General features: G+C 58.2%; 21 protein-coding genes and 1 rRNA gene. 13 read left to right on the top strand and 9 right to left on the bottom strand.

What is annotated here, in order from left to right:
• Positions 1-83, top strand: a 5S ribosomal RNA gene (gene rrf, locus HWW83_RS25870); the annotation flags it as partial.
• Positions 84-155: 72 nt separating this feature from the next.
• Here the strand turns inward: rrf and mobB are convergent.
• Together mobB and mobA are read right to left on the bottom strand one after the other, a co-directional pair.
• Positions 156-674, bottom strand: a complete 519-nt coding sequence (mobB, locus tag HWW83_RS22535; protein WP_033652270.1) for a molybdopterin-guanine dinucleotide biosynthesis protein MobB — start codon at positions 672-674, stop codon at positions 156-158.
• Positions 671-1,261: a molybdenum cofactor guanylyltransferase MobA gene (gene mobA, locus HWW83_RS22540; RefSeq protein WP_176589563.1), complete on the bottom strand. Its 591-nt coding sequence runs from the start codon at positions 1,259-1,261 to the stop codon at positions 671-673. The genes mobB and mobA overlap by 4 nt, the downstream gene beginning before the upstream one ends.
• Before the next feature lie 148 nt (positions 1,262-1,409).
• On the opposite strand from mobA, the gene HWW83_RS22545 reads away from it, so the two are divergent.
• The 3 genes from HWW83_RS22545 to dsbA all read left to right on the top strand — a co-directional run bounded on the left by HWW83_RS22545 (position 1,410) and on the right by dsbA (position 3,417).
• The gene (locus HWW83_RS22545) at positions 1,410-1,679 is read left to right on the top strand and encodes a YihD family protein (protein WP_004931268.1); all 270 of its coding nucleotides are present in this window, start codon (positions 1,410-1,412) and stop codon (positions 1,677-1,679) included.
• A gap of 98 nt (positions 1,680-1,777) precedes the next feature.
• Positions 1,778-2,764: a serine/threonine protein kinase gene (locus tag HWW83_RS22550; protein ID WP_042785605.1), complete on the top strand. Its 987-nt coding sequence runs from the start codon at positions 1,778-1,780 to the stop codon at positions 2,762-2,764.
• A gap of 29 nt (positions 2,765-2,793) precedes the next feature.
• Positions 2,794-3,417: a thiol:disulfide interchange protein DsbA gene (gene dsbA, locus HWW83_RS22555; protein ID WP_025304721.1), complete on the top strand. Its 624-nt coding sequence runs from the start codon at positions 2,794-2,796 to the stop codon at positions 3,415-3,417.
• 42 nt (positions 3,418-3,459) lie between these two features.
• On the opposite strand, the gene yihG is transcribed toward dsbA, so the two are convergent.
• A complete protein-coding gene (yihG, locus tag HWW83_RS22560; protein ID WP_033645170.1) occupies positions 3,460-4,356 on the bottom strand; it encodes a 1-acylglycerol-3-phosphate O-acyltransferase, YihG family in 897 nt (298 codons plus the stop codon).
• A gap of 497 nt (positions 4,357-4,853) precedes the next feature.
• Here yihG and polA point away from each other — a divergent pair, with 497 nt between their 5' ends.
• Both polA and spfP read left to right on the top strand, forming a co-directional pair.
• Positions 4,854-7,652: a DNA polymerase I gene (polA, locus tag HWW83_RS22565; protein WP_033652267.1), complete on the top strand. Its 2,799-nt coding sequence runs from the start codon at positions 4,854-4,856 to the stop codon at positions 7,650-7,652.
• A gap of 191 nt (positions 7,653-7,843) precedes the next feature.
• Positions 7,844-7,891 (top strand): small protein SpfP, encoded by a 48-nt coding sequence (gene spfP, locus HWW83_RS25875; protein WP_071892919.1) that lies wholly within the window; start codon positions 7,844-7,846, stop codon positions 7,889-7,891.
• Between the two features lie 278 nt (positions 7,892-8,169).
• On the opposite strand, the gene yihA is transcribed toward spfP, so the two are convergent.
• Positions 8,170-8,814, bottom strand: a complete 645-nt coding sequence (yihA, locus tag HWW83_RS22570) for a ribosome biogenesis GTP-binding protein YihA/YsxC (RefSeq protein ID WP_004931258.1) — start codon at positions 8,812-8,814, stop codon at positions 8,170-8,172.
• Between the two features lie 734 nt (positions 8,815-9,548).
• Here yihA and yihI point away from each other — a divergent pair.
• Together yihI and hemN are read left to right on the top strand one after the other, a co-directional pair.
• Positions 9,549-10,091, top strand: a complete 543-nt coding sequence (gene yihI, locus HWW83_RS22575; protein WP_015379455.1) for a Der GTPase-activating protein YihI — start codon at positions 9,549-9,551, stop codon at positions 10,089-10,091.
• A gap of 182 nt (positions 10,092-10,273) precedes the next feature.
• Positions 10,274-11,647 carry an oxygen-independent coproporphyrinogen III oxidase gene (hemN, locus tag HWW83_RS22580; protein ID WP_033645172.1) on the top strand — a complete coding sequence of 458 codons (1,374 nt, stop codon included), beginning with the start codon at positions 10,274-10,276 and terminating at the stop codon, positions 11,645-11,647.
• A gap of 34 nt (positions 11,648-11,681) precedes the next feature.
• Here the strand turns inward: hemN and HWW83_RS22585 are convergent, their stop codons facing one another.
• The 4 genes from HWW83_RS22585 to glnA form a co-directional block, all read right to left on the bottom strand.
• Positions 11,682-11,804, bottom strand: coding sequence for a YshB family small membrane protein (locus HWW83_RS22585; RefSeq protein ID WP_015379453.1), 123 nt, complete (start codon positions 11,802-11,804; stop codon positions 11,682-11,684).
• 113 nt (positions 11,805-11,917) lie between these two features.
• On the bottom strand, positions 11,918-13,330 hold the full coding sequence (gene glnG, locus HWW83_RS22590) for a nitrogen regulation protein NR(I) (RefSeq protein ID WP_033652266.1): 1,413 nt from the start codon (positions 13,328-13,330) through the stop codon (positions 11,918-11,920).
• 8 nt (positions 13,331-13,338) lie between these two features.
• Positions 13,339-14,388, bottom strand: coding sequence for a nitrogen regulation protein NR(II) (glnL, locus tag HWW83_RS22595; protein ID WP_004931246.1), 1,050 nt, complete (start codon positions 14,386-14,388; stop codon positions 13,339-13,341).
• Positions 14,389-14,582: 194 nt separating this feature from the next.
• Positions 14,583-15,992: a glutamate--ammonia ligase gene (gene glnA / locus HWW83_RS22600; protein WP_033645173.1), complete on the bottom strand. Its 1,410-nt coding sequence runs from the start codon at positions 15,990-15,992 to the stop codon at positions 14,583-14,585.
• Between the two features lie 370 nt (positions 15,993-16,362).
• Between glnA and typA the strand changes: the two genes are divergently transcribed.
• From typA to fabY, 5 genes are all read left to right on the top strand, one after another.
• Positions 16,363-18,186, top strand: a complete 1,824-nt coding sequence (gene typA, locus HWW83_RS22605) for a ribosome-dependent GTPase TypA (RefSeq protein WP_004931243.1) — start codon at positions 16,363-16,365, stop codon at positions 18,184-18,186.
• A 166-nt stretch (positions 18,187-18,352) separates the two neighbouring features.
• Complete coding sequence (yihX, locus tag HWW83_RS22610; protein ID WP_160204693.1) at positions 18,353-18,943, top strand: glucose-1-phosphatase; 591 nt, start codon at positions 18,353-18,355, stop codon at positions 18,941-18,943.
• Between the two features lie 51 nt (positions 18,944-18,994).
• Positions 18,995-19,888, top strand: coding sequence for a virulence factor BrkB family protein (locus tag HWW83_RS22615; protein WP_033652264.1), 894 nt, complete (start codon positions 18,995-18,997; stop codon positions 19,886-19,888).
• Positions 19,885-20,322, top strand: a complete 438-nt coding sequence (dtd, locus tag HWW83_RS22620; protein ID WP_016929644.1) for a D-aminoacyl-tRNA deacylase — start codon at positions 19,885-19,887, stop codon at positions 20,320-20,322. Before HWW83_RS22615 ends, dtd begins: the two co-directional genes overlap by 4 nt.
• Positions 20,323-20,343: 21 nt before the next feature.
• Positions 20,344-21,291, top strand: a complete 948-nt coding sequence (fabY, locus tag HWW83_RS22625) for a fatty acid biosynthesis protein FabY (RefSeq protein WP_004931235.1) — start codon at positions 20,344-20,346, stop codon at positions 21,289-21,291.
• 37 nt (positions 21,292-21,328) lie between these two features.
• Here fabY and HWW83_RS22630 read toward each other — a convergent pair whose 3' ends face one another.
• The gene (locus HWW83_RS22630) at positions 21,329-22,990 is read right to left on the bottom strand and encodes an AsmA family protein (RefSeq protein ID WP_176589564.1); all 1,662 of its coding nucleotides are present in this window, start codon (positions 22,988-22,990) and stop codon (positions 21,329-21,331) included.
• Positions 22,991-23,005 lie beyond the last annotated feature (15 nt).

Below are 23,005 nucleotides of genomic sequence, written 5' to 3' on the forward strand. Positions count from 1 at the left end.
CCCATGCCGAACTCAGAAGTGAAACGCCGTAGCGCCGATGGTAGTGTGGGGTCTCCCCATGCGAGAGTAGGACACTGCCAGGCATCAAATAAAGCCGAAAGCCCTGAACTGACGTTCAGGGCTTTTTGCTGTGCGTAAAACGTAAAAAAGCGCAGCTACGCTGCGCCTTTCAACCACTCGACAATAAAGTCGGCGATGCTTTCCGGTTGATTGAGATCCAACTGCTTAGCCGAAATGGATAGCGGTCGATCGCTGGCTACCGCGACGACAAACTGATCCAGCATGTCTTCCAACGGCCTGCCGATCTCGGCCCGATAAAGCAGGATCTTGCTGACCGGCTCATGTTTGAACCCTTCCACCAGAATCAAGTCGACCTTATCGGCGTCAAAGCGCCCAGCCAGATAGCGCAGATCCAAAGGTTGTTGCTCCGGCGTTTCGGTCATTAATGCCCAGCGACGATCGCTGGCGACCAGCGTTTGCTCGGCGCCTGCTTTACGCAGCTCATAGCTGTCTTTACCCGGCGTATCCACATCCATGTCGTGATGCGTATGTTTGATCAGTCCAATCCTTACCTGGCGTTGTTTCAGCAACGGGATCAGCTGTTTGAGCAGGGTCGTTTTCCCCGTTCCGCTGTAGGCGCCGATGGCCAGCAAGGGAGGCAATGAACGATTCATTTTTTGAGCTCTCGCGTTTGTTGCCAATTCAGGCTGTCAGCCGGCGTATTCAGGTTATGAAATGCCGCTTGCTGCCCGCTGAACACTACGCGTTGTGCGCCAATTTGATGCAAGAACAGCATCAGCTTGCGTTCACCGCGCGCCAGATAGTCGGCCAGCTGCGGCGCTATTTGGTTATGCAGTAACGCCAGCGTGGGGTGATCTCGTTCACCATCGCTGGCAAAGGCCGCCTGCGCCGCGCCTTTTTGCTGCCATAGCTGAGCGACTAAGTCGGCGGGAAAGTCGGGGACATCACAAGGGACGAAGACCACCCATTCGCTGGGAGCCTGTTTGAGCCCGGCCAGCATGCCTGCCAGCGGCCCGGCGAAATCGGGCGTCAGATCGCCAATCACCGGCAAACTGCTCGCCTGGTAACGTGCCTGATTGCGATTGGCGCTGATGGCGACGGAAGCCACCTGCGGGCGTAACCGAGCCAATACGTGTTGATAGAGTGCGATCCCGCCAATCGACACTAGGCCTTTGTCCTCACCGCCCATGCGCGTGGCCCGTCCGCCGGCCAAAATGACGCCGCTGATTTCTTTATGCATCTCGTTTATCCCGCCTTGTCGATGCGCTGATTGTAGCGCTAAAGCCGGCGCGACATCAGGATTTACCTTTATTGACAAGCCGGTTCTTTCACTGCGTGGGTAAGCCTGTTACTTTGTGAGTTTATTCATGCTATTGGACGATATTGAGATGAAAACGCATCGCGTAAACGAGTTGATCGAGCTGTTGCACCCGGCCTGGCAGGAAGATCCCGATCTCAATTTGATGCAGTTTTTGCAAAAGCTGGCGAAGGAAGCGGGCTTCCAGGGCGAGTTGTCCGAGTTGAGCGACGATATTCTTATTTACCATCTGAAAATGCGCGGCAGCGCCGGCACGGATCAGATCCCGGGCCTGAAGAAAGATTACGAAGAAGATTTTAAAACGGCGTTGCTGCGTGCTCGCGGCGTTATCAAGGATTGATCCTCGTGCGGTGCGAGAAAGCATAGCGCGTGAAATGCGCCATTAATGCTACTATTTCTCATTCCCGGCACCGTGCTGTCAGCGATCAAACGAACGTTATGAATAACTCAGCTTTTAATTTCGACACCCTGTCGCCCGATTTGATCATGGACGCGCTAGAAGGGATTGGCCTGCGCGTCGATTCCGGCCTGACGGCATTGAACAGCTATGAGAACCGCGTCTATCAGTTTATGGATGAGGATCGTCGACGCTACGTGGTGAAGTTTTACCGCCCGGAGCGCTGGAGCGCCGCACAAATCGGTGAGGAACATCAGTTCGCTCTGGATCTGGCCGGCGCGGAGATCCCGGCGGTGGCGCCGTTGGCGCTGCAAGGCGCTACGCTGCATACGCACGGCGGTTTTTTCTTTGCCCTGTTCCCCAGCGTGGGGGGCCGGCAATACGAGATAGACAATCTGGATCAGTTGGAATGGGTAGGCCGTTTTCTGGGGCGTATCCATCAGGTCGGCGGCGAGCGTTTGTTTGCCGAGCGTCCAACCATGGGGATTGAAGAGTATCTTGTTGCCCCGCGTCAGGCGCTGGCCGATTGCGAGCTGTTGCCGGCGGCTCAGCGTGATGCCTTCCTGCAGGCGACGGATAACCTGATTGCGGCGATCAAGCCACACTGGCATCTGAACTGGCAGCCGCGGCGTTTGCACGGCGATTGCCATCCGGGCAATATTCTGTGGCGCGATGGCCCGCTGTTCGTCGATCTTGATGACGCGCGCAACGGCCCTGCGGTACAGGATCTGTGGATGCTGTTGCACGGCGAACGTCGCGACCAACTGATGCAACTGGACGTTTTGCTGGAGGCGTACGGCGAATTTGCCGAGTTCGATCAGCGCGAGCTGGCGTTAATTGAGCCACTGCGGGCGATGCGTATGGTGTATTACCTGGCCTGGGTCGCTCGCCGTTGGCAGGATCCGGCCTTCCCTAAGAGTTTTCCGTGGATGGCGGAGTCTGATTTCTGGTTATCTCAGACTGCGGCGTTTAATGAACAGGTTAAGCTGTTGCAGGAGCCTCCTCTGCAGCTGACGCCAATGTATTGAAGCTTTAACACAATGGAGAGTTTAGTCTTATGAAAAAAATATGGTTGGCGCTCGTTGGCATGGTGATGGCATTCAGCGCCTCGGCGGCACAGTTTAGCGATGGCACTCAGTACGTGACCCTGGACAAGCCGGTGACCGGTGAGCCGCAGGTGCTGGAGTTCTTCTCCTTTTACTGCCCACACTGCTACCAGTTTGAGCAGGTCTATCACGTGTCCGAGAACGTGAAAAAAGCGTTGCCTGCCGGCACCAAAATGACCAAGTACCACGTGGAGTTCCTGGGGCCGTTGGGCAAACAGCTGACTCAGGCATGGGCGGTCGCGATGGCGCTGGGCGTGGAAGACAAAGTAAGCCCGCTGATGTTTGAAGCGGTGCAGAAAACCCAGACCGTGCAAACGCCGGACGATATCCGTAACGTCTTCGTGAAAGCGGGCGTAACCGCCGCAGATTATGACGCGGCCTGGAACAGCTTCGTGGTGAAATCTCTGGTGGTTCAACAGGAGAAAGCCGCAGAAGATCTGCAGCTGCGCGGCGTGCCGGCGGTATTCGTCAACGGCAAATACATGGTTAAAAACGATGGCCTGGACACCAGCTCGATGGACGCTTACGTGAAGCAGTTCGCCGATGTGGTTAAATTCCTCAGCCAGCAGAAATAAGCCTGATTCAACATGAAAAACGCCGGCATTGCCGGCGTTTTTTTATCCGTATTGCCGCTTCAATTTATCCAGCAACCGGTCTTTTTCCTGCCACAGCGTATTCAGCCACAGCTGGAAGCGCCGCTTGAACTGTTTATCGTTGAAATAATCACCGTGCAGGGTTTCATCGATCGGTAGCGTCTCTATTCTCACCACGATACGCGTCAGGCGGCCGCACAGCATATCCAGAAAGGGCCGCTGGTTATTTTCCGGATAAAGCAGGGTGACGTTCAACACTTTGTCGAACTGATTGCCCAGCGCGCTAAGGGTAAACGCGATGCCGGCAGCTTTGGGCGCCAGCAAATTGCGATAAGGTGAATTGCTTTTAATTTTCTTGGCTTCGGTGAAGCGTGAGCCTTCGACGAAATTGACGATGGTGGTTGGGCGCTGGCGGAATTTTTCGCAGGAACGGCGCGTCGTTTCGATATCCTTGCCGCGTTTTTCCGGGTGCTTGAGCAAATAGGCGCGGGAGTAACGCTTCATGAATGGCATGTCCAGCGCCCAGCAGGCCAGGCCGACAAACGGCACCCAGGCGAGCTGCTGTTTGAGGAAATACTTATTCATTGGAATATGATTTCTGAACAGCACGCATAACACGACAATGTCTGACCAACTTTCGTGGTTGCTGATCAGCAGATACCAGTTTTTGCGATCCAACCCTTCCAGCCCTTCAATATCCCAACGCAATTGCCCGTTAATGCGCAATAACAGCGCCAGCCCTTGGCACCAACACCACATCATGAAATCGGCGAAAGCCGAGATATATCGCCAAACGGCGGGAATGGGCACCACGAGTTTCACGATGCCGGCCAGCGTGATGGGGATGGAGCATAACACCGTCACCAGAATGGTAAGTATGACGGAAATGATAAAGATAACAGGCGTTAACAATCTTGGCATGATTATGGGCTGACGGTTGGTGGGAACATCGTTGCATGCCAAAGCGCATGAACAAAAACGCATTTTAACAGAAATCGCCGGGGTAAAGCGCCGCTTAAAATCACTGTTTTTCGTCTCATCGGATAACCATTTGCTGAGTTTTCGTGCAACTTGTCCAGCTTGTGCTATGGTAATTGAGGCGCCGAATTTGATTAATAGTGCGATTAAAATCCGGCGAAAGTTATATCCACAAATCCAATAAAAGCCAATAATTAAGCGTCGCCGGAATTCGTTCTTTTAACGCGGTGATTTAAATAGGAATTTTATTCGCCGTTATAACGATAATCGCAGCGTTATAATTCGGTCTCTTTTCTATGCACAAAGTTATCCACAGGTAAGATCTTGCGGATCCTCGCGCACAATCACATCATTTTCGTCCGCAATGCACGCTAAGGTTCGTCTCCGGCGGCCAGCTATGGCATGCTTACCCCTATGTCCGATCACGATAAAGAAACGCTATGGCCCAGATTGCAGAAAACCCACTAATCCTGGTTGACGGTTCCTCTTACCTCTACCGCGCTTATCACGCCTTCCCGCCGCTGACCAATTCGGCGGGCGAGCCGACCGGCGCGATGTACGGCGTGCTGAATATGCTGCGCAGTCTGCTGTTGCAGTATCAACCGAGCCACGTTGCCGTGGTGTTTGATGCCAAAGGGAAGACCTTCCGCGATGATCTGTTCGCTGAATACAAGTCGCACCGGCCGCCGATGCCGGACGATCTGCGCGCGCAGATCGAGCCGCTGCATAACATGGTCAAGGCGATGGGCCTGCCGCTGTTGGTGACGCCCGGCGTAGAGGCGGATGACGTCATCGGTACGCTGGCGCTGGAGGCTGAAAAGGCCGGCCACGCGGTGCTGATCAGCACCGGCGACAAAGACATGGCGCAACTGGTGACGCCGAACGTCACCCTGATCAACACCATGAACAACACGATCCTCGGCCCGCAGGAAGTGTGCGACAAGTACGGCATTCCGCCGGAGCTGATCATCGACTTCCTGGCGCTGATGGGCGATTCATCGGACAACATTCCCGGCGTGCCGGGCGTGGGCGAGAAAACCGCCCAGGCGTTGCTGCAGGGTATCGGCGGCCTGGATGCGCTGTACGGCAATCTGGAGAACATCGCCACGCTGAGCTTCCGCGGCGCCAAAACCATGGCGGCCAAGCTGGAACAGAATAAAGAGGTCGCGTACCTCTCCTATAAGCTGGCGACGATCAAAACCGACGTCGAGCTGGATCTGACCTGTGCGGACCTGACGGTCTCCGCGCCGGATGTCGACACGCTGCAACAGCTGTTCAAACAGTACGAGTTCAAACGCTGGCTGGCGGACGTAGAAGCCGGCGTCTGGTTGGAAAACAAGAAAGGCGCGGGCGCGAAAGCTGCCGGCGCCGCCAAACCAGCTGTAGCCGCGGAAGCGCCGAAAGCGCTGGCGGAGGCCAAGCTGTCTCAGGACGGTTATGTCACCATCCTGGACGAAGCGACCTTTACCGACTGGCTGGCGCGGTTGAAAAAAGCCGACGTGTTTGCCTTCGATACCGAAACCGATGGCCTGGATACCCTGACCGCCAATCTGATCGGCCTGTCCTTTGCGATCGCGCCGGGCGAAGCGGCTTATTTGCCGGTGGCGCACGATTATCTGGATGCGCCGGCGCAGCTGGATCGCGCTTACGTGCTGGAGGCGCTCAAGCCGCTGCTGGAAGACGAGAAAGCGCTCAAGGTCGGGCAAAATCTGAAGTTCGATATGAGCCTGCTGGCGCGTTATGGCATCGAGATGCGCGGCATCGCCTACGACACCATGCTGGAGTCCTATGTGCTGGACAGCGTCGGCGGCCGTCATGATATGGACAGCCTGGCCGATCGTTATCTTGGCCACAAAACCATCACCTTCGAAGAGATCGCCGGCAAGGGCAAGAACCAGCTGACGTTCAATCAGATCGCGCTTGAGCAGGCGGCGCCATACGCTGCCGAAGACGCCGATGTCACGCTGCAGCTGCATCTGGCGATGTGGCCGCAGTTGAAACAGAGCGCGGAACTGCTGACGGTGTTCAACGAGATTGAAATGCCGCTGCTGCCGGTGCTGTCGCATATCGAACGCACCGGGGTGCTGATCGATCCGGCCATTTTATCGGCCCACTCCCAGGAGCTGGCCAAGCGTCTGGCTGAGCTGGAGGCGCAGGCCCACGAGCTGGCGGAAGAGCCGTTCAACCTGGCGTCGACCAAGCAGCTGCAGGCTATCTTGTACGAAAAACAAAAGCTGCCGGTGCTGAAGAAAACCCCGGGCGGGGCGCCATCCACCAACGAAGAAGTGCTGGCCGAGCTGGCGCTCGACTACCCGCTGCCGAAGGTGATTCTGGAATACCGTGGTTTGGCGAAGCTGAAGACCACCTATACCGACAAGCTGCCGCTGATGATCAATCCGGTCAGCGGGCGGGTGCATACCTCGTACCATCAGGCGGTGACCGCCACCGGCCGCCTCTCCTCGAGCGATCCGAACCTGCAGAACATCCCGGTGCGCAACGAAGAAGGGCGGCGCATTCGCCAGGCCTTTATTGCGCCGGAAGGCTACCGCATTGTCGCGGCCGACTACTCGCAGATCGAGCTGCGCATCATGGCGCATCTGTCTCAGGATGAAGGGCTGCTGAAGGCCTTCGCCGAAGGGAAAGACATTCACCGCGCCACGGCGTCGGAAGTTTTCGGCGTGCCGTTGGATAAAGTGACCGGCGAGCAGCGCCGCAGCGCCAAGGCGATTAACTTTGGTTTGATTTACGGCATGAGCGCCTTCGGCCTGGCGCGTCAGCTGGGGATCCCGCGTGGGGAAGCCCAGCGCTATATGGATCTCTACTTCGAACGTTACCCGGGCGTGCTGGATTACATGGAGCGCACCCGTCAGCAGGCTTCCGAGCAGGGCTATGTCAGCACGCTGGACGGCCGCCGTCTGTATCTGCCGGACGTCCGCTCCAGCAACGCCATGCGCCGCAAGGCGGCCGAGCGCGCCGCCATCAACGCCCCGATGCAGGGCACGGCGGCCGATATCATCAAGCGTGCGATGATCGAGGTCGACGCCTGGCTGCAGGGGCAGGAGAAGCCGTTGGTGCGCGCGATCATGCAGGTGCACGATGAATTGGTGTTCGAGGTGCACGAGTCGGTGATCGACGAAGCCAGCCAACGTATCCGCCAACTGATGGAAGGCAGCATGACGCTGGCGGTGCCGCTGAAGGTCGATGTGGGCGTCGGCATGAACTGGGATGAGGCGCACTGATCGCCGGGTTATCGCCGTATGCGCTAACTGGCGAGAAGCTAAGCACTTTTCGTAATTAAGCTACAAGATGCGGCGATAGTTTCCCCAACTTCGCCGTTCTTGCGTCTCAAATTGTGTAAGTAAACTACAAAAAATTCTTTTTCCCTGCGAAAAAATGATGTAGAGTTACAGGCGTAGGGTACAGAGGTAAGATGTTCTATCTTTCAGACCTTTTACTTCACGTAATCGGATTTGGCTGAATATTTAGCCGCCCCAGTCAGTATTGACTGGGGCGTTTTTTATTGTAAAAACAGCAGCAAACCATACGTTTTTCCTATCGCTCGGCCCCGACTTTCATTTCAACTTCCGCTCCCTCAATCCGCGTAATTCGGCGAAACAAGCCCGTTTTGGCGATAAGTCTTTATGATGGCTTTATTTCAAAAATGTAATTAGATAACGAAAAATCCCGCCTGCGGTCGATCTGCGGGCATAAAAAAGCCGATGCGGCGAGGCATCGGCTCAAACGTGCGATCAGGGCTTATTCGCCGATGTCCTCTTCCGGCAGCACTTCCGGCGGGATCTCGTTAAACCAGGTGTCCAGCTTCTGGCGCAGCTTGTCGACGCCGATCTTCTTCAGCGACGAGAAGGCTTCAACCTGAATATCCCCCATAAACGGCAGCACCGCTTCACGTACCATATTGAGCTGCGCCTTGCGTGCGCCGGAGGCCAGCTTGTCGGCCTTGGTCAGCAACACCAGCACCGGCGTGCCGACGTCGACCGCCCACTGGATCATCTGTTGGTCGAGATCTTTCAGCGGATGGCGGATATCCATCAGCACCACCAGCCCTTTCAGGCTGTTGCGCATCTGCAGGTATTCGCCCAGCGCGCGTTGCCATTTGCGCTTCATTTCTTCCGGCACTTCGGCGTAGCCATAACCCGGCAGGTCAACCAGACGAATGCCGTCTTCCACTTCGAACAGGTTAATCAGCTGGGTGCGCCCCGGCGTCTTACTGGTGCGCGCCAGGCTTTTTTGGTTGGTCAGCGTATTCAGCGCGCTGGATTTACCGGCGTTGGAACGGCCGGCAAAGGCGACTTCAATTCCTGCATCCCCCGGAAGATGGCGAATATCGGGTGCGCTGGTGACGAAATGGGTCACATGATAGTTGTAGTTCTTGCTGGTCAAAATTTTTCGTCTCCGTGAGGATGGCTAACTGGTTGGCGATTATAACTGCATCAGCGGTAAAAATGGCGTGTTTCTCCGTTTTTAAGCGGCGGGGCGCGATAAAACGACGGTTAAGCTGCTCGTACGTTGTGAGACATTTGCCATTCGAATCGCGGGTAATGTCGCTTTATTCGAAAGCGATATTTCTGTTTCTTTTTTAAAAACAATGTGTTGTTTTTTCGTTGTGTGGAAATGTCAGTCAAATCGGCCTCCGGTGCCTTGAGCCTTCGCAACAATAACGTAAAGTACTCGTTAACGCAGGGTTGCGCAGGATTAGGGAACATCCGGGAAGGATGACAAATCTCAGGGAATGCACAGGGCGTGCAATGAGTGCCAGGATGAACGCAAAAGGAAGTGACCCTTTCGCACCGGAATAGGCGGCAGGCACATCGGATGGTGAAGTATCGGCAGTTTGGATGCCCGCAGGAAGCGCGCTCGGGAAGAGCGGATGCGAATGGATTGCGCCATGGACGATTTTCCTTTCAGGATGAAGGACGTAGTGGCAGGGAATGCGGTTATAGCAGAAGGAAAAACCGGGATGTTGCATGTACGCAAGGAGCGCGTAACAGGAATACCCTTCGCAAGAAGGTGCGAAATAGGCGGCAGGTTTAACCTGCCGCCTTTTTTCTTTGTCCGCTTTCTGCTAGATTCCGCCGCAATTCTATACTGAATCTACATACCTAAGAGCACACGCTATGAACCAGCCATCAAAAGCACCTCGCGGCAGCGCGGCGAAGTCAAAAACGAAAAAGAAAAGCCGTATGGAGCTCGATCAGGAAGCGCGTGAGCGCAAACGCCTGAAAAAACGCCGCGGCCACGCTTCCGGTTCGCGCACTCAGGTCGAGTCCGGCAGCCAGAAAAACAAATCGGCGGCGGAAGCCAAAGATCCGCGTATCGGCAGTAAAGTGCCGGTTGCGCTGGTGGTCGACGAAACCAAAGTGAAGGCCAAACCGCAGCCGAAGCCAAAGGCTGAAGCAAAACCGCGCCTGTCGCCGGAAGAAGAGCTGGCGAAGCTGGAAAATGACGAACGTCTGAACGCGCTGCTGGATCGCATCGACGATGGCGAAACGCTGAACGCGCAAGAGCAGGCGTATGTCGACAAGACGCTGGATCGCATCGATGTGCTGATGGACGTGCTGGGCATCGAGCTGGGCGATGAAGACGACGAGGAAGAAGAAGAGAAGCAGGAAGATATTCTGAAGCTGCTGAAAGGCGGCAACCCGAAGGACGCTTTTTAACGCGCCATGTGGCTGATCCCGACAATAGCCCTACTCTTGATGTGTTATCTGCTGTGGTTATTCGGTAAACTATGGCGGCTGTCTAAGCGCAAAGCGCGTTTTCGCAGCGCTTCCGTGGCCAGACAGCGCAGACAACCGCCTCTCTCCCGGCCCGGTAGAAAAAGATATCGGAAGGAGTGAGCATGTCAGAGCAGACGATTGTCTGGGATTTGGCCCTGATCCAAAAATATAACTACTCAGGGCCGCGTTATACCTCATACCCCACGGCGCTGGAGTTTAACCAGCGCTACGACGAAGCGGCGTTTCAACGCGCCGCGGCGCGCTACCCTGAGCGCCCGCTGTCGCTGTACGTGCATATCCCTTTCTGCCATAAGCTGTGCTACTTCTGCGGCTGCAACAAACTGGTGACGCGTCAGACGCACAAGGCCGATGAATACCTGAATGTCCTGGCGCAAGAGATCGCCAGCCGTGCGCCGCTGTTCGCCGGCCGCAAGGTTGGCCAGATGCACTGGGGCGGCGGTACGCCAACCTACCTGGACAAAGCGCAAATCAGCCGGCTGGTGGCGCTGCTGCGCGAACATTTTGATTTTCTGCCCGATGCGGAGATGTCGATCGAAGTCGATCCGCGCGAGATAGCGCTGGATGTGCTCGATCATTTACGCGCCGAAGGCTTTAACCGCCTGAGCATGGGGGTGCAGGATTTCAACAAGCAGGTGCAGGCGTTGGTCAACCGCGAGCAGGATGAAGCCTTTATCTTCGCCCTGATCGAGCGGGCCAAAGTGCTGGGCTTCCGCTCGACCAATATTGATCTGATCTACGGCCTGCCGAAACAGACGCCGGAAAGCTTCGCCTTCACGCTGCAGCGGGTGGCTGAACTGAATCCCGATCGCCTCAGCGTGTTCAACTACGCGCATATGCCGAATTTATTCGCAGCCCAGCGCAAAATCAAAGATGCCGATCTGCCCAGCGCGCAGCAGAAGCTGGATATCCTGCAGCAAAGCATCGCGTTCCTGACTGACGCCGGCTATCAGTTTATCGGCATGGATCACTTTGCACGCCCGGACGATGAGCTGGCGATTGCGCAACGCGAAGGCAAGCTGCACCGCAATTTCCAGGGCTACACCACCCAGGGCGACAGCGATCTGCTGGGGTTGGGCGTGTCGGCCATCAGCATGCTCGGCGACAGCTATGCGCAGAACCAGAAAGAGCTGAAGCGTTACTATGAGAGCGTACCGGCGCAGGGCAACGCCCTGTGGCGCGGGTTGGCGCTGACGGACGACGATTGCCTGCGGCGCGATCTGATCAAAACGTTGATCTGCAACTTCCGGTTGGCGTATCAGCCGCTTGAACGGCAATACGGCATCGATTTCACCGCTTACTTCGCCGAAGACCTGCAGCTGCTGGCGCCGTTTGAACGCGATGGGCTGGTGGAGCGCGACGAGCAAGGCATTCGCGTCACGCCGCGCGGGCGCTTGCTGATCCGCAATATCTGCATGTGCTTCGACCGCTATCTGCGGCAACAGGCGCGCAGCCAGCAGTTCTCTCGGGTGATCTGAGGATGAAAAAACAGCCGCTGATGCGGCTGTTTTTTTAACTGAAGAAGTTAATCAGCGCGGCGCACAACACCGCGGCGACCGCCGCCTGCGGGGTGTGGCTGGCGGCGGAGCCCAGCTCCGCGCCCTGAGAAATGAACACGATGAATGAGTCCAGCATCGTCAACCTCCAGAGTGTGCGACACGATCATACTGCGCCCGCACCGGCTGTAAAGTCTGCGGTTGGCGTTTTTTTGTGCGCTGGGCTGCGTTTTTTATCATCAACCTCAGCGCCTATTCCATGCCCAGTTCTTTGAGCTTGCGGGTCAGGGTATTGCGGCCCCAGCCCAGCAGGCGTGCGGCTTCCTGTTTGTGCCCCTGGGTGTGACGCAAGGCGGTGGTGAGCAGTGTACGCTCCATCTCCGGCTGCGCTTCCGACAGCAGATTTTGATGACCGGAACGCAGCGCGCGATCGGCCCACTGCGCCAGCAGCGTGGCCCAACTGTCCGGCAGGCTGTGGCTGGGGCTCTCCGGCGCGGCGGTTTCGAACAGTTCGCTCGGCAGATCCTGAATCAGCACCTCTTGCCCGGCGGCCATCACCGTCAGCCAGCGGCAGGTATTCTCCAGCTGGCGCACGTTCCCCGGCCAGGGCAGGCGGGTCAGCGCGGTTTCGGTTTCCGGATGCAGGTTCTTGGCCTCTACGCCCAGCTCCTTGGCGGCGATCTGCAGGAAGTGGCGCGCCAGCCGCGGGATGTCTTCCCGGCGCTCGCGCAGCGGCGGCAGGTGTACGCGGATCACGTTCAGGCGGTGGAACAGATCCTCGCGGAACTTGCCTTCCTGTACCCGTAATTCCAGGTTCTGGTGCGTGGCGGCGATGATGCGCACGTCGACCTTCACCGGCGCATAGCCGCCGACCCGGTAGAACTGGCCGTCCGCCAGCACCCGCAGCAGGCGCGTTTGCACGTCGAGCGGCATATCGCCGATCTCGTCGAGGAACAGCGTGCCGCCGTCGGCCTGTTCAAAGCGCCCCTGACGGATTTGGTTCGCGCCGGTGAAGGCGCCTTTCTCGTGGCCGAACAGCTCGGACTCGATCAGATCCTTGGGAATAGCGGCCATGTTCAGGGCGATGAACGGCGACTTGGCGCGCGGGCTGTGGCGGTGCAGCGCATGCGCCACCAGCTCTTTGCCGGTGCCGGATTCGCCGTTGATCAGCACGCTGATCGACGAACGCGACAGCCGGCCGATGATGCGAAACACGTCCTGCATCGCCGGCGCTTCGCCGATGATGTCCGCCGCCGGATCGCTGGCCGGCTGGCTGCGCACCGGCTGCTGCTGCTCTTGATAATGGCTGATGGCGCGCTCGACCAGCGCCACCGCTTCGTCGATGTCGAACGGTTTCGGCAGGTAGTCGAAGGCCCCTTGCTGATAGGCGCTGACGGCCGCGTCCAAATCCGAATGCGCGGTCATGATGATCACCGGCAGCATCGGGTGGCGCTGTTTGATCTGCTTGAGCAGCGCCAGACCATCGATGCCCGGCATACGGATATCGGACAGCAACACGTCGGGAGTTTGCGTGGCCAAGGCTTCCAGCACGTCATTGCCGCCTTCGAAGGTGGCGCAGCTCATGCCCGCGCCGGTGAGCGCGCGCTCAAGCACCCAGCGGATGGAGCTATCGTCATCGACGATCCAGACTATCCCTCGTTGCATTGCAAACCTCACTGACGAATGGGCAGGTAGACCGAGAATTCGGTATGACCTGGCCAACTGTTGAACTCAATTTTTCCGCAATGCTGATCGATCAGATTGCGGGCGATGGATAATCCCAGGCCGGTACCGCCCTCACGGCCGCTGACCATCGGGTAGAACAGCGTGTCCTGCAGCTGCGCCGGCACGCCGGGGCCGTCGTCTTCGACATCGATACGCGCCGCCAGGCGATAGCGGGTGCCGTGCAACGTTATCTGAAACGCGGTGCGGGTGCGCAGCGTAATGGTGCCGCCCGCCTCGCCCAAGGCCTGCAGCGCATTGCGGGTGATGTTCAGCAGCACCTGTTCTATCTGATCCGGGTCGTGGGCCATTTCCGGCAGGCTGGGATCGTAGTCGCGCACCAGCGTGACGTTATCCGGCATTTCCAGCGACACCAGCTGGCAGACGCGCTCCGCGACCTGATGGATGCTCTGGGTGATGTGCTGACCGGGGCGCTGCGGCCCGAGCAGACGATCCACCAGATTGCGCAGCCGATCGGCCTGCTCAATGATCACCTTGGTGTATTCGGTCAGCGCCGGATCGGGCAGCGCTTTGGCCAGCAGCTGTGCCGCGCCGCGCAGGCCGCCCAGCGGGTTTTTAATCTCGTGCGCCAAACCGCGTACCAGATCGCGGGCGGCCACCTGTTGGGCATGCTGCAGCTGTTCCTGGCTCAGGCGGCGCTGATTGTCCATCGGTGCCAGCTCGACCAGGATATAGCCTTCCGGCAGCGCCTGAGCGGTCAGGGAAAGAATATGCGCGCGGCCATCGACCACCAGGGTCACTTCGTTGTCGGTGAAGCCCTGACCAGCGCGCAGGCTTTCACGCATCAGAGAGACGTTCAGCGAAAAATAGCCGAGCAGGTCGGGCAGCGGCGTGCCGAACAGCTTGCGGGAGCTTTGCGCCAGCAGCTGCTGTGCCGCAGGGTTGGCGTAGTGAACCGCCAGTGAGTCATCCAACAGCAGGATGCTGTTGATGAGTGAATTGAGGATCTGCCCAGCATCGGGCAGCTTGCCAGTTGCCATACAGCAGACTCCTGCACCTTTTTAGTGCATCTATCCTACTCCATCCGGGATCGGCGCGGTATGGAATAGTTTTGCAGAAAATACGGTGGAGAAAAAAACCCATCCGAAGATGGGCTGAAAGTTTCCACGGCAACAAAAAAGCGATAACAAAAATTGTGGGCGCCGTCCGCCTTAGCAGACGGCGCGGGTAGGGCTTAGACGCTGTAGTACAGTTCGAACTCGACCGGGTGTGGCGTCATGCGAACGCGGTCCATCTCTTCTTTGCGCAGTTCGATGTAGGCATCGATCGCATCGTCGGTGAACACGCCGCCGCGGGTCAGGAACTCGCGGTCTTCGTTCAGCGCGGCCATCGCCTCGTCCAGCGAGCCGGCCACTTTTGGGATCTCGGCTTCTTCTTCCGGCGGCAGGTCGTACAGGTTTTTGTCCATGGCGTCGCCAGGGTGGATCTTGTTGATGATGCCGTCCAGGCCGGCCATCAGCAGTGCGGCGAAGCACAGGTATGGGTTAGCCGCCGGATCCGGGAAGCGGGCTTCGATGCGGCGCGCTTTCGGGCTGGCGACCACCGGGATGCGGATGGACGCGGAGCGGTTACGGGCGGAGTAGGCCAGCATCACCGGCGCTTCGTAGCCCGGCACCAGACGTTTGTACGAGTTGGTGGTCGGGTTTGCCAACGCGTTGATCGCCTTGGCGTGCTTGATGATGCCGCCGATGTAGAACAGCGCGGTTTCAGACAGGCCGCCGTATTTGTCGCCGGCGAACAGGTTGGTGCCGTTCTTGGACAGCGACATGTGGCAGTGCATGCCGGAACCGTTGTCGCCGAACATGGGTTTCGGCATGAAGGTCGCGGTTTTACCGAAGGCGTGCGCCACGTTGTGCACCACGTACTTGTAGATCTGAATTTCGTCGGCTTTCTTGGTCATGGTGTTGAAGCGGGTCGCCACTTCGTTCTGACCGGCGGTCGCCACTTCGTGGTGGTGCGCTTCAACCACCAGGCCCATCTCTTCCATGGTCAGACACATGGTGGAACGCAGATCCTGCGAAGAGTCGACCGGTGGAACCGGGAAATAACCGCCTTTCACCGCCGGACGGTGGCCTTTGTTGCCGCCGTCGTATTGAGTGCCGGAGTTCCAGGCGCCTTCGATGTCGTCGATGGCCACGTGGGAACCGCGGATGCTGCTGCCGAAGCGGATGTCGTCGAACAGGAAGAACTCAGGCTCTGGCCCGAACAGCACGGTGTCCGCGATGCCGGAGGAGCGCAGGAAGTCTTCGGCGCGTTTGGAGATGGAGCGCGGGTCGCGATCGTAGCCTTGCATGGTGCCCGGCTCGAGAATGTCGCAGCGAATGATCAGCGTAGGTTCTTCGAAGAACGGATCCAGAACCGCCGTGCTGGCATCCGGCATCAGTACCATGTCAGATTCGTTGATGCCCTTCCAACCACCGATAGAGGAGCCGTCAAACATTTTGCCTTCTTCGAAGAAGTCGGCGTTTACCTGATGAGCCGGGATAGTCACGTGCTGTTCCTTACCCTTGGTGTCAGTGAAACGCAGGTCTACGAATTTCACTTCATGCTCATTCAGCATCGTCAAAACGTGTTCAGCGGACATACTTAACTCTCCCGGTTTATCATTGTCGTCGTCGTGGAACGAATCTGTGGAACTGGCTTTTTTTCGCCTTGAAAAGACTAAAGCGAAAAGCGTGCCAACTTTTTAAAAAGGCTTTCATCGCCTTTCTGCGCGGGTTTTACCCAGACACAGTATGCACCATCAGCGATAATTTGCACCGCTATGGTGCAATAAGGGTGGGGGTGGGCACTGAAATGGTGCAAAAGTGCAACGATTGCGGCTTTTTGCACCGTGAAAGGGATCACAAACTGACCGGTACGCGGTTGTTTATAAGAGATGGTTGTGATCTTGTTTAGTCCCTCGCTTAATACGTGTACAATAGCGCGCTATTTCTAATGCCCGAGGCAAAGCTGTGATCGAAAATTTGCGTAACATCGCCATTATTGCCCACGTTGACCATGGTAAAACCACCCTGGTTGACAAGCTGCTGCAACAATCCGGTACTTTCGGAGAGCGTGCGGAAGCCACCGAACGCGTAATGGACTCCAACGATTTGGAGAAAGAGCGTGGGATTACCATCCTCGCAAAAAACACCGCCATTAATTGGAATGGTTACCGCATCAACATCGTGGATACCCCAGGACACGCCGACTTCGGCGGTGAGGTAGAGCGCGTGATGTCGATGGTTGACTCGGTGCTGCTGGTTGTGGATGCAATGGATGGCCCTATGCCGCAAACCCGCTTCGTGACCAAAAAGGCGTTCGCCAACGGTCTGAAGCCGATCGTGGTAATCAACAAGGTTGACCGCCCTGGCGCACGCCCTGACTGGGTTGTGGATCAGGTGTTCGATCTGTTCGTAAATCTCGACGCGACCGACGAGCAGCTCGACTTCCCGATCATCTACGCTTCTGCGCTGAACGGCATCGCCGGCGTCGACCACACCGACATGGCGGAAGACATGACCCCGCTGTATCAGGCGATCGTCGACCACGTGTCTGCGCCGCAGGTTGAGCTGGAAGCGCCATTCCAGATGCAGATCTCCCAGTTGGACTACAACAACTACCTGGGCGTTATCGGCATCGGCCGCATCAAGCGCGGTAAAGTGAAGCCGAACCAGCAGGTCACCATCATCGACAGCGAAGGTAAAACTCGCAACGGTAAAGTGGGTAAAGTGCTGGGTCACCTGGGGCTGGAGCGTATCGACAGCACCCTGGCGGAAGCGGGCGACATCATCGCCATCACCGGCCTGGGCGAGCTGAACATCTCCGACACCATCTGCGACACCAACGCCGTAGAAGCGCTGCCGGCGCTGTCCGTCGACGAACCGACCGTAACCATGTTCTTCAACGTCAACACCTCGCCGTTCTGCGGTAAAGAAGGTAAGTACGTGACGTCGCGTCAGATCCTTGACCGTCTGAACAAAGAGCTGGTGCACAACGTGGCGCTGCGCGTTGAAGAAACCGACGATGCTGACGCCTTCCGCGTATCCGGTCGTGGCGAGCTGCACCTGTCGGTGCTGATCGAAAACATGCGCCGTGAAGGTTTCGAGCTGGCGGTTTCCCGTCCGAAAGTTATCTTCCGCGAAATCGATGGCCGTAAGCAGGAGCCATTCGAGAACGTGACGCTGGATATCGAAGAGCAGCATCAGGGTTCCGTGATGCAGGCGATGGGTGAGCGTAAAGCCGACCTGAAAAACATGGATCCGGACGGTAAGGGCCGCGTGCGTCTCGACTACGTGATCCCAAGCCGCGGTCTGATCGGCTTCCGTAACGAATTCATGACAATGACTTCGGGTACCGGTCTGCTGTACTCCACCTTCAGCCACTACGACGACGTGCGTCCGGGCGAAGTGGGCCAGCGTCAGAACGGAGTGCTGATCTCCAACGGCCAGGGCAAAGCGGTCGCGTTCGCGCTGTTCGGCCTGCAGGATCGCGGCAAGCTGTTCCTGGGCCACGGTGCGGAAGTGTATGAAGGCCAGATCATCGGTATTCACTCACGTTCCAACGACCTGACCGTAAACTGCCTGACCGGTAAGAAGCTGACCAACATGCGTGCTTCCGGTACCGACGAAGCGACTACGCTGGTTCCGGCGATCAAAATGACCCTGGAGCAAGCTCTGGAGTTCATCGATGACGACGAACTGGTAGAAGTGACGCCAACCTCGATCCGTATCCGTAAGCGTCACCTGACGGAAAACGATCGTAAGCGTGCCAGCCGCGGTCCAAAAGACGCTTAATCGCTGATTGAGTGTCTCATGCTTAGGGCGCGGCTCTCGCGCCCTGAGTTTTTTCCTCTGTTGTTCCCCGTTTGTGCGGCGCGCTATGCGCTTTTCCTTTCGCTCCCTGTTCAGCTGTTCCTTTTCCCGCTACAGTGAAATCTCACCGGCCCATCAGGAGAGGACTATGCTGTATATCTTTGATTTAGGTAATGTGATCGTCGATATCGATTTCAAGCGTGTGCTGGGCGTGTGGAGCAATTTGAGCGGCACGCCGTTGGCGGTGTTGTCCGATCGTTTCACCATGGGTGAGGTGTTCCAGCAGCATGAGCGCGGTGAAATCAGCGATGAAGACTTCGCCGGCAAACTGTGCGATGAAATGGGCATCGCGCTCAGCTTTGAGCAGTTCGCCACCGGTTGGCAGGCGGTATTCGTCGCGCTGCGCCCGGAGGTGATCGACATCATGCAGCGCCTGCGCAACGAAGGTCACCGGGTGGTGGTGCTGTCGAACACCAACCGTCTGCACTGCAACTACTGGCCGCAGCACTATCCTGAAGTGGCCGCCGCCGCCGATCATCTCTATTTGTCGCAAGATCTCGGCATGCGCAAACCGGAAGCCAACATCTACCGGCATGTGCTGGCTGCGGAAAACACCGCCGCCGCCGACGTGGTGTTCTTTGACGATCACCCGGCGAACGTCCTCGCCGCGCAGGCGCTGGGGATCAAGACGGTGCACGTCACCGATCGCGACGTGGTGCCGGCCTATTTTGCTCAATGAGCGCAGGGCGCGTTAAGCTTAAGGCGTATCAACGGACATCAAGGAGTGACCATGTCGTTTTTCCGCCGCAAGAAGCTGCCTTCTGCGATTAAGCCAAGCGTCACCTTCGGACGGCTGCTGTACCAACGCATCGACCACGATGGCCTGACGATGTTGGCGGGCCATCTCGCCTACGTTTCCCTGCTGTCGCTGGTGCCGCTGGTCACCGTGGTGTTCGCGCTGTTCGCCGCTTTCCCGATGTTTTCCGACATCAGCGAACAGCTGAAGAGCTTTATCTTTTCCAATTTCGTGCCGGCCGCCGGCAACGTGATCCAGAACTACCTGGAACAGTTCGTCGCCAATTCCAACAAGATGACCGCCGTCGGCACCTGCGGGCTGATCGTTACCGCGTTGCTGTTGATCTCCTCGGTGGACAGCGTGCTGAACACCATCTGGCGCAGCAAGAACAAACGGCCGATCGTCTTCTCCTTCGCCGTGTACTGGATGGTGCTGACGCTGGGGCCGCTGCTGGTGGGCGCCAGCATGGCCATCAGTTCCTACCTGCTGTCGCTCAACTGGCTGGCGCAGACCGGCGTCAACGGCCTGGTGGATCAGGTGCTGCGCATCTTTCCGCTGATTTTGTCGTGCACCTCCTTCTGGCTGCTGTATTGCATCGTGCCGACGGTGCGCGTGCCGCCCAAAGACGCGCTGATTGGCGCGGTGGTGGCCGGATTGCTGTTCGAACTGGGCAAGAAGGGATTCGCGCTGTACGTCACCATGTTCCCCTCCTATCAGCTGATTTACGGCGTGCTGGCGGTGATCCCGATTTTATTCCTGTGGGTCTACTGGAGCTGGTGTATCGTGTTACTCGGCGCGGAAATCACCGTGACCATCGGCGAATACCGCGACTACCGTCGGCAGAAGGCGGAGCAACAGGAACAAAAACCAGAAGGGCAGCAGGAATGATTGCGTTGATTCAACGGGTGTTAAACGCCAGCGTCACGGTAGGTGGCGAGACGGTAGGCAAGATTGGCCCCGGTTTGTTAGTGTTATTGGGCGTGGAGCAGGGCGATAACGAGCAAAAAGCGCAGCGCCTGTGCGAACGCGTATTGGGATACCGCATTTTCGGCGACGAGAACGACAAGATGAATCTCAACGTCCAGCAGGCCGGGGGCAGCGTGCTGGTCGTTTCGCAGTTTACCCTGGCGGCGGACACCCAGAAGGGCATGCGGCCCAGCTTCTCGCGCGGCGCCGCGCCTTTGGTCGCCGATCGGTTGTATCAATATTTTGTTGGCCAGTGCCGCGAACGCGGCGTAGAGACCCAGACCGGCGAGTTCGCCGCCGACATGCAGGTGGCGCTGGTCAACGATGGTCCGGTGACATTCTGGCTACAGGTCTAAGCATTCGGAGAACAGGCGTCTATGTATCACCTACGAGTACCCGTAACAGAGCAAGAACTGAAGGAGTATTACCAGTTTCGCTGGGAAATGCTGCGCAAGCCGCTGCACCAGCCGGTGGGTTCGGAAAAGGATGCCTATGACGCCATGGCCCATCACCAAATGGTGGTGGACGAGGCCGGTAAAATCGTCGCCATCGGGCGGCTGTACATCAATGCCGACAACGAGGCGGCGATCCGTTTTCTGGCGGTAGATCCGACGCTGCAGGATAAAGGGCTGGGGACGCTGGTGGCGATGACGCTGGAGTCGGTCGCGCGGCAGGAAGGCGTGAAGCGGGTGGTGTGCAGCGCCCGTGAAGACGCGGTGGATTTCTTCGCCAAGCTGGGCTTCGTCAATCAGGGCGAGATCACCGCGCCGCAGACCACCCCGATCCGTCATTTTTTGATGATCAAACCGGTGGCGACGCTGGACGATATCCTGCATCGCCCCGACTGGTGCGGCCAATTGCAGCAGGCCTGGTATGAACACATCCCGCTGAGCGAAAAGATGGGCGTGCGCATCAGCCAATACACCGGCCAGCGCTTCGTCACCACCATGCCGGAGATCGGCAACCAGAATCCGCACCATACGCTGTTTGCCGGCAGCCTGTTCTCACTGGCGACGCTGACCGCCTGGGGGCTGATTTGGCTGCTGCTGCGCGAGCGCCATCTGGGCGGCACCATCATTCTGGCGGACGCGCACATTCGCTACAGCAAACCGATTACCGGCAGGCCGCGGGCGGTGGCGGATCTCGGCTCGCTGAGCGGCGATTTGGCGCGTCTGGCGCGCGGCCGCCGCGCGCGCGTACACGCCGAAGTGCATCTGTTCGGTGACGAGGACAAGGGCGCAGTGTTCGAAGGCACCTATATGGTGTTGCCAGCCGAGCCGGATGTGCCGTTGGATCAGGGCGGCTCTGAAGCGCTGGAGGAGTAAGGCGGCGGCCTGCCCTGAGGGCGGGCCGCGCAGTGCACTACGGCAGTTTTTGGTTCACCGCTTGGCCGTCGCCGGCGGTGGCCTGCAGATTGCCTTTCAATGAGGCCTTGAACGGCCCATCGCTGTTCAGCAGCCCTTTCAACTGCAGCTCGAGGTTGCCGTCTCCCGTCAGCGGCACCGGCTGCCATCCCCATTGCTGCAAGGTGTTGATCGGTACCGAACGGCCGTGCAGCGTCAACTGGAACGGCTTGCCCGGCAGCTGATCGACGGTCGCTTTGGCCTCAAGCAACCCATTGGGCATAAAGGCGCTGAGCTCGGTGACGGCGATCTGGTTGGCGTCGGCGTTCAGCGCCAGCGAAGGGCGTCGCACGTCGATTTTGTTGAAGGTGGCCTCGCTGCCGTTCAGGTTCAGCGAACCGGACCAAATGCCCCACTGGTGGTCGCGCGCCAGCAGCAGGTTGCTGCCGTAACCGTCCAGCGCGGTGATCTGGAACGGGAATGCCGGGTTGATATCGATAATCAGATTGCGGTTGGTGGTCAGCTTGGTGACGTACACCTCCGCCAGCCAGTCCGGCAGCGGTTTCAGCCACATCTCGCGCCAGTCGATCGGCAGGGTGTACTCCAGCGCCGCCATGGCCACTTCATCCAGTTGCAGGCGTTTGCCGGCGCGCAGCCAGTTGCCGGAGGTGCGTAGCAGCCCGCCTTCCCAGCGGGTGGTGAACTGCTGAATGGCGATGCCGGCGGAAGAGAGCCGCAGGGTGGCGATCGGATCGATCAGGTGGAAACCGCCGTTGACCACGTCGCTGGCGTTGAAGTTGAGCGAGCCGTCTTCACTGCGCCAGTCGCCTTTTTCGACGCTGACGTTTTGCAGCGACAGGTCGAGATCGTTAACCGCCCACGCCTTGCCTTCCAGGCGCGCATCGATCAGATCGAAACGCTTGAGGGTGACCGGCGGCAGAGTGGTGAAGCGCCGCATGAATTCCGCCAACGTCATCGGGGTCTGCATGCGCACGCCGCTCAGCCGCAGGCGATCCACCTGCCAGCTGCCGTCGGTGGCGCGGCTGGCCACGCCGGTCAGGTCGCCCTGCGCCAGATCGGCGCCGAAGTTGTTCAACAGCAACTGGCCCTGTTTTTGCTCCCCCTGCACCAACACCTTCGAGGCGGGGATGCCGTTCAGCGTCATCGAACCGGCGCTGAACTGGAACTGGTTGTTGTCCCCCAGCAGATGGCCGGCCAGCGGGCGCCACGGCGTGATGCCGGCATTGACCTGCTGCGCGTTGAGCTGCCACTCGCTATCGTTGGACTGCAGCGCCATGTTGCTCAGTTGCAGCACGTCGGCCTGTACGGGCAGCGCAGCAGCCTGTGGCTGCACGTTCAGCGTGCCGTCGCGCAGCGTGACGCTGTAAAAATAGCGCGGTTCGGTGATTTGGCGCAGGCTGAGGCCGAGATCGACGCGTTTGGCGACCAGCGCCTGAGGTTGGCCGCTGCGCGCCAGCTGCACGTCTTCCAGACCGATCTGGCCCGGCTGATTCCACGAGTGGGTGATTTTTCCTATCGACAGGCGGTATTCGCTGTTGTCGCTGATCCAGGCGCTCAGACGGCCTGCCGCCCAGCGGGTTTGCCCCACCAGATACAGCACCACCACCGCCAGCACGATCAGCAGCAGCAACGTCAGCAACAGCTTTCCGATAAATTTCATCGTCTACATCCGCAT

Origin of the sequence: Serratia ureilytica (genome assembly GCF_013375155.1) — a bacterium.
GTDB lineage: Bacteria > Pseudomonadota > Gammaproteobacteria > Enterobacterales > Enterobacteriaceae > Serratia > Serratia ureilytica.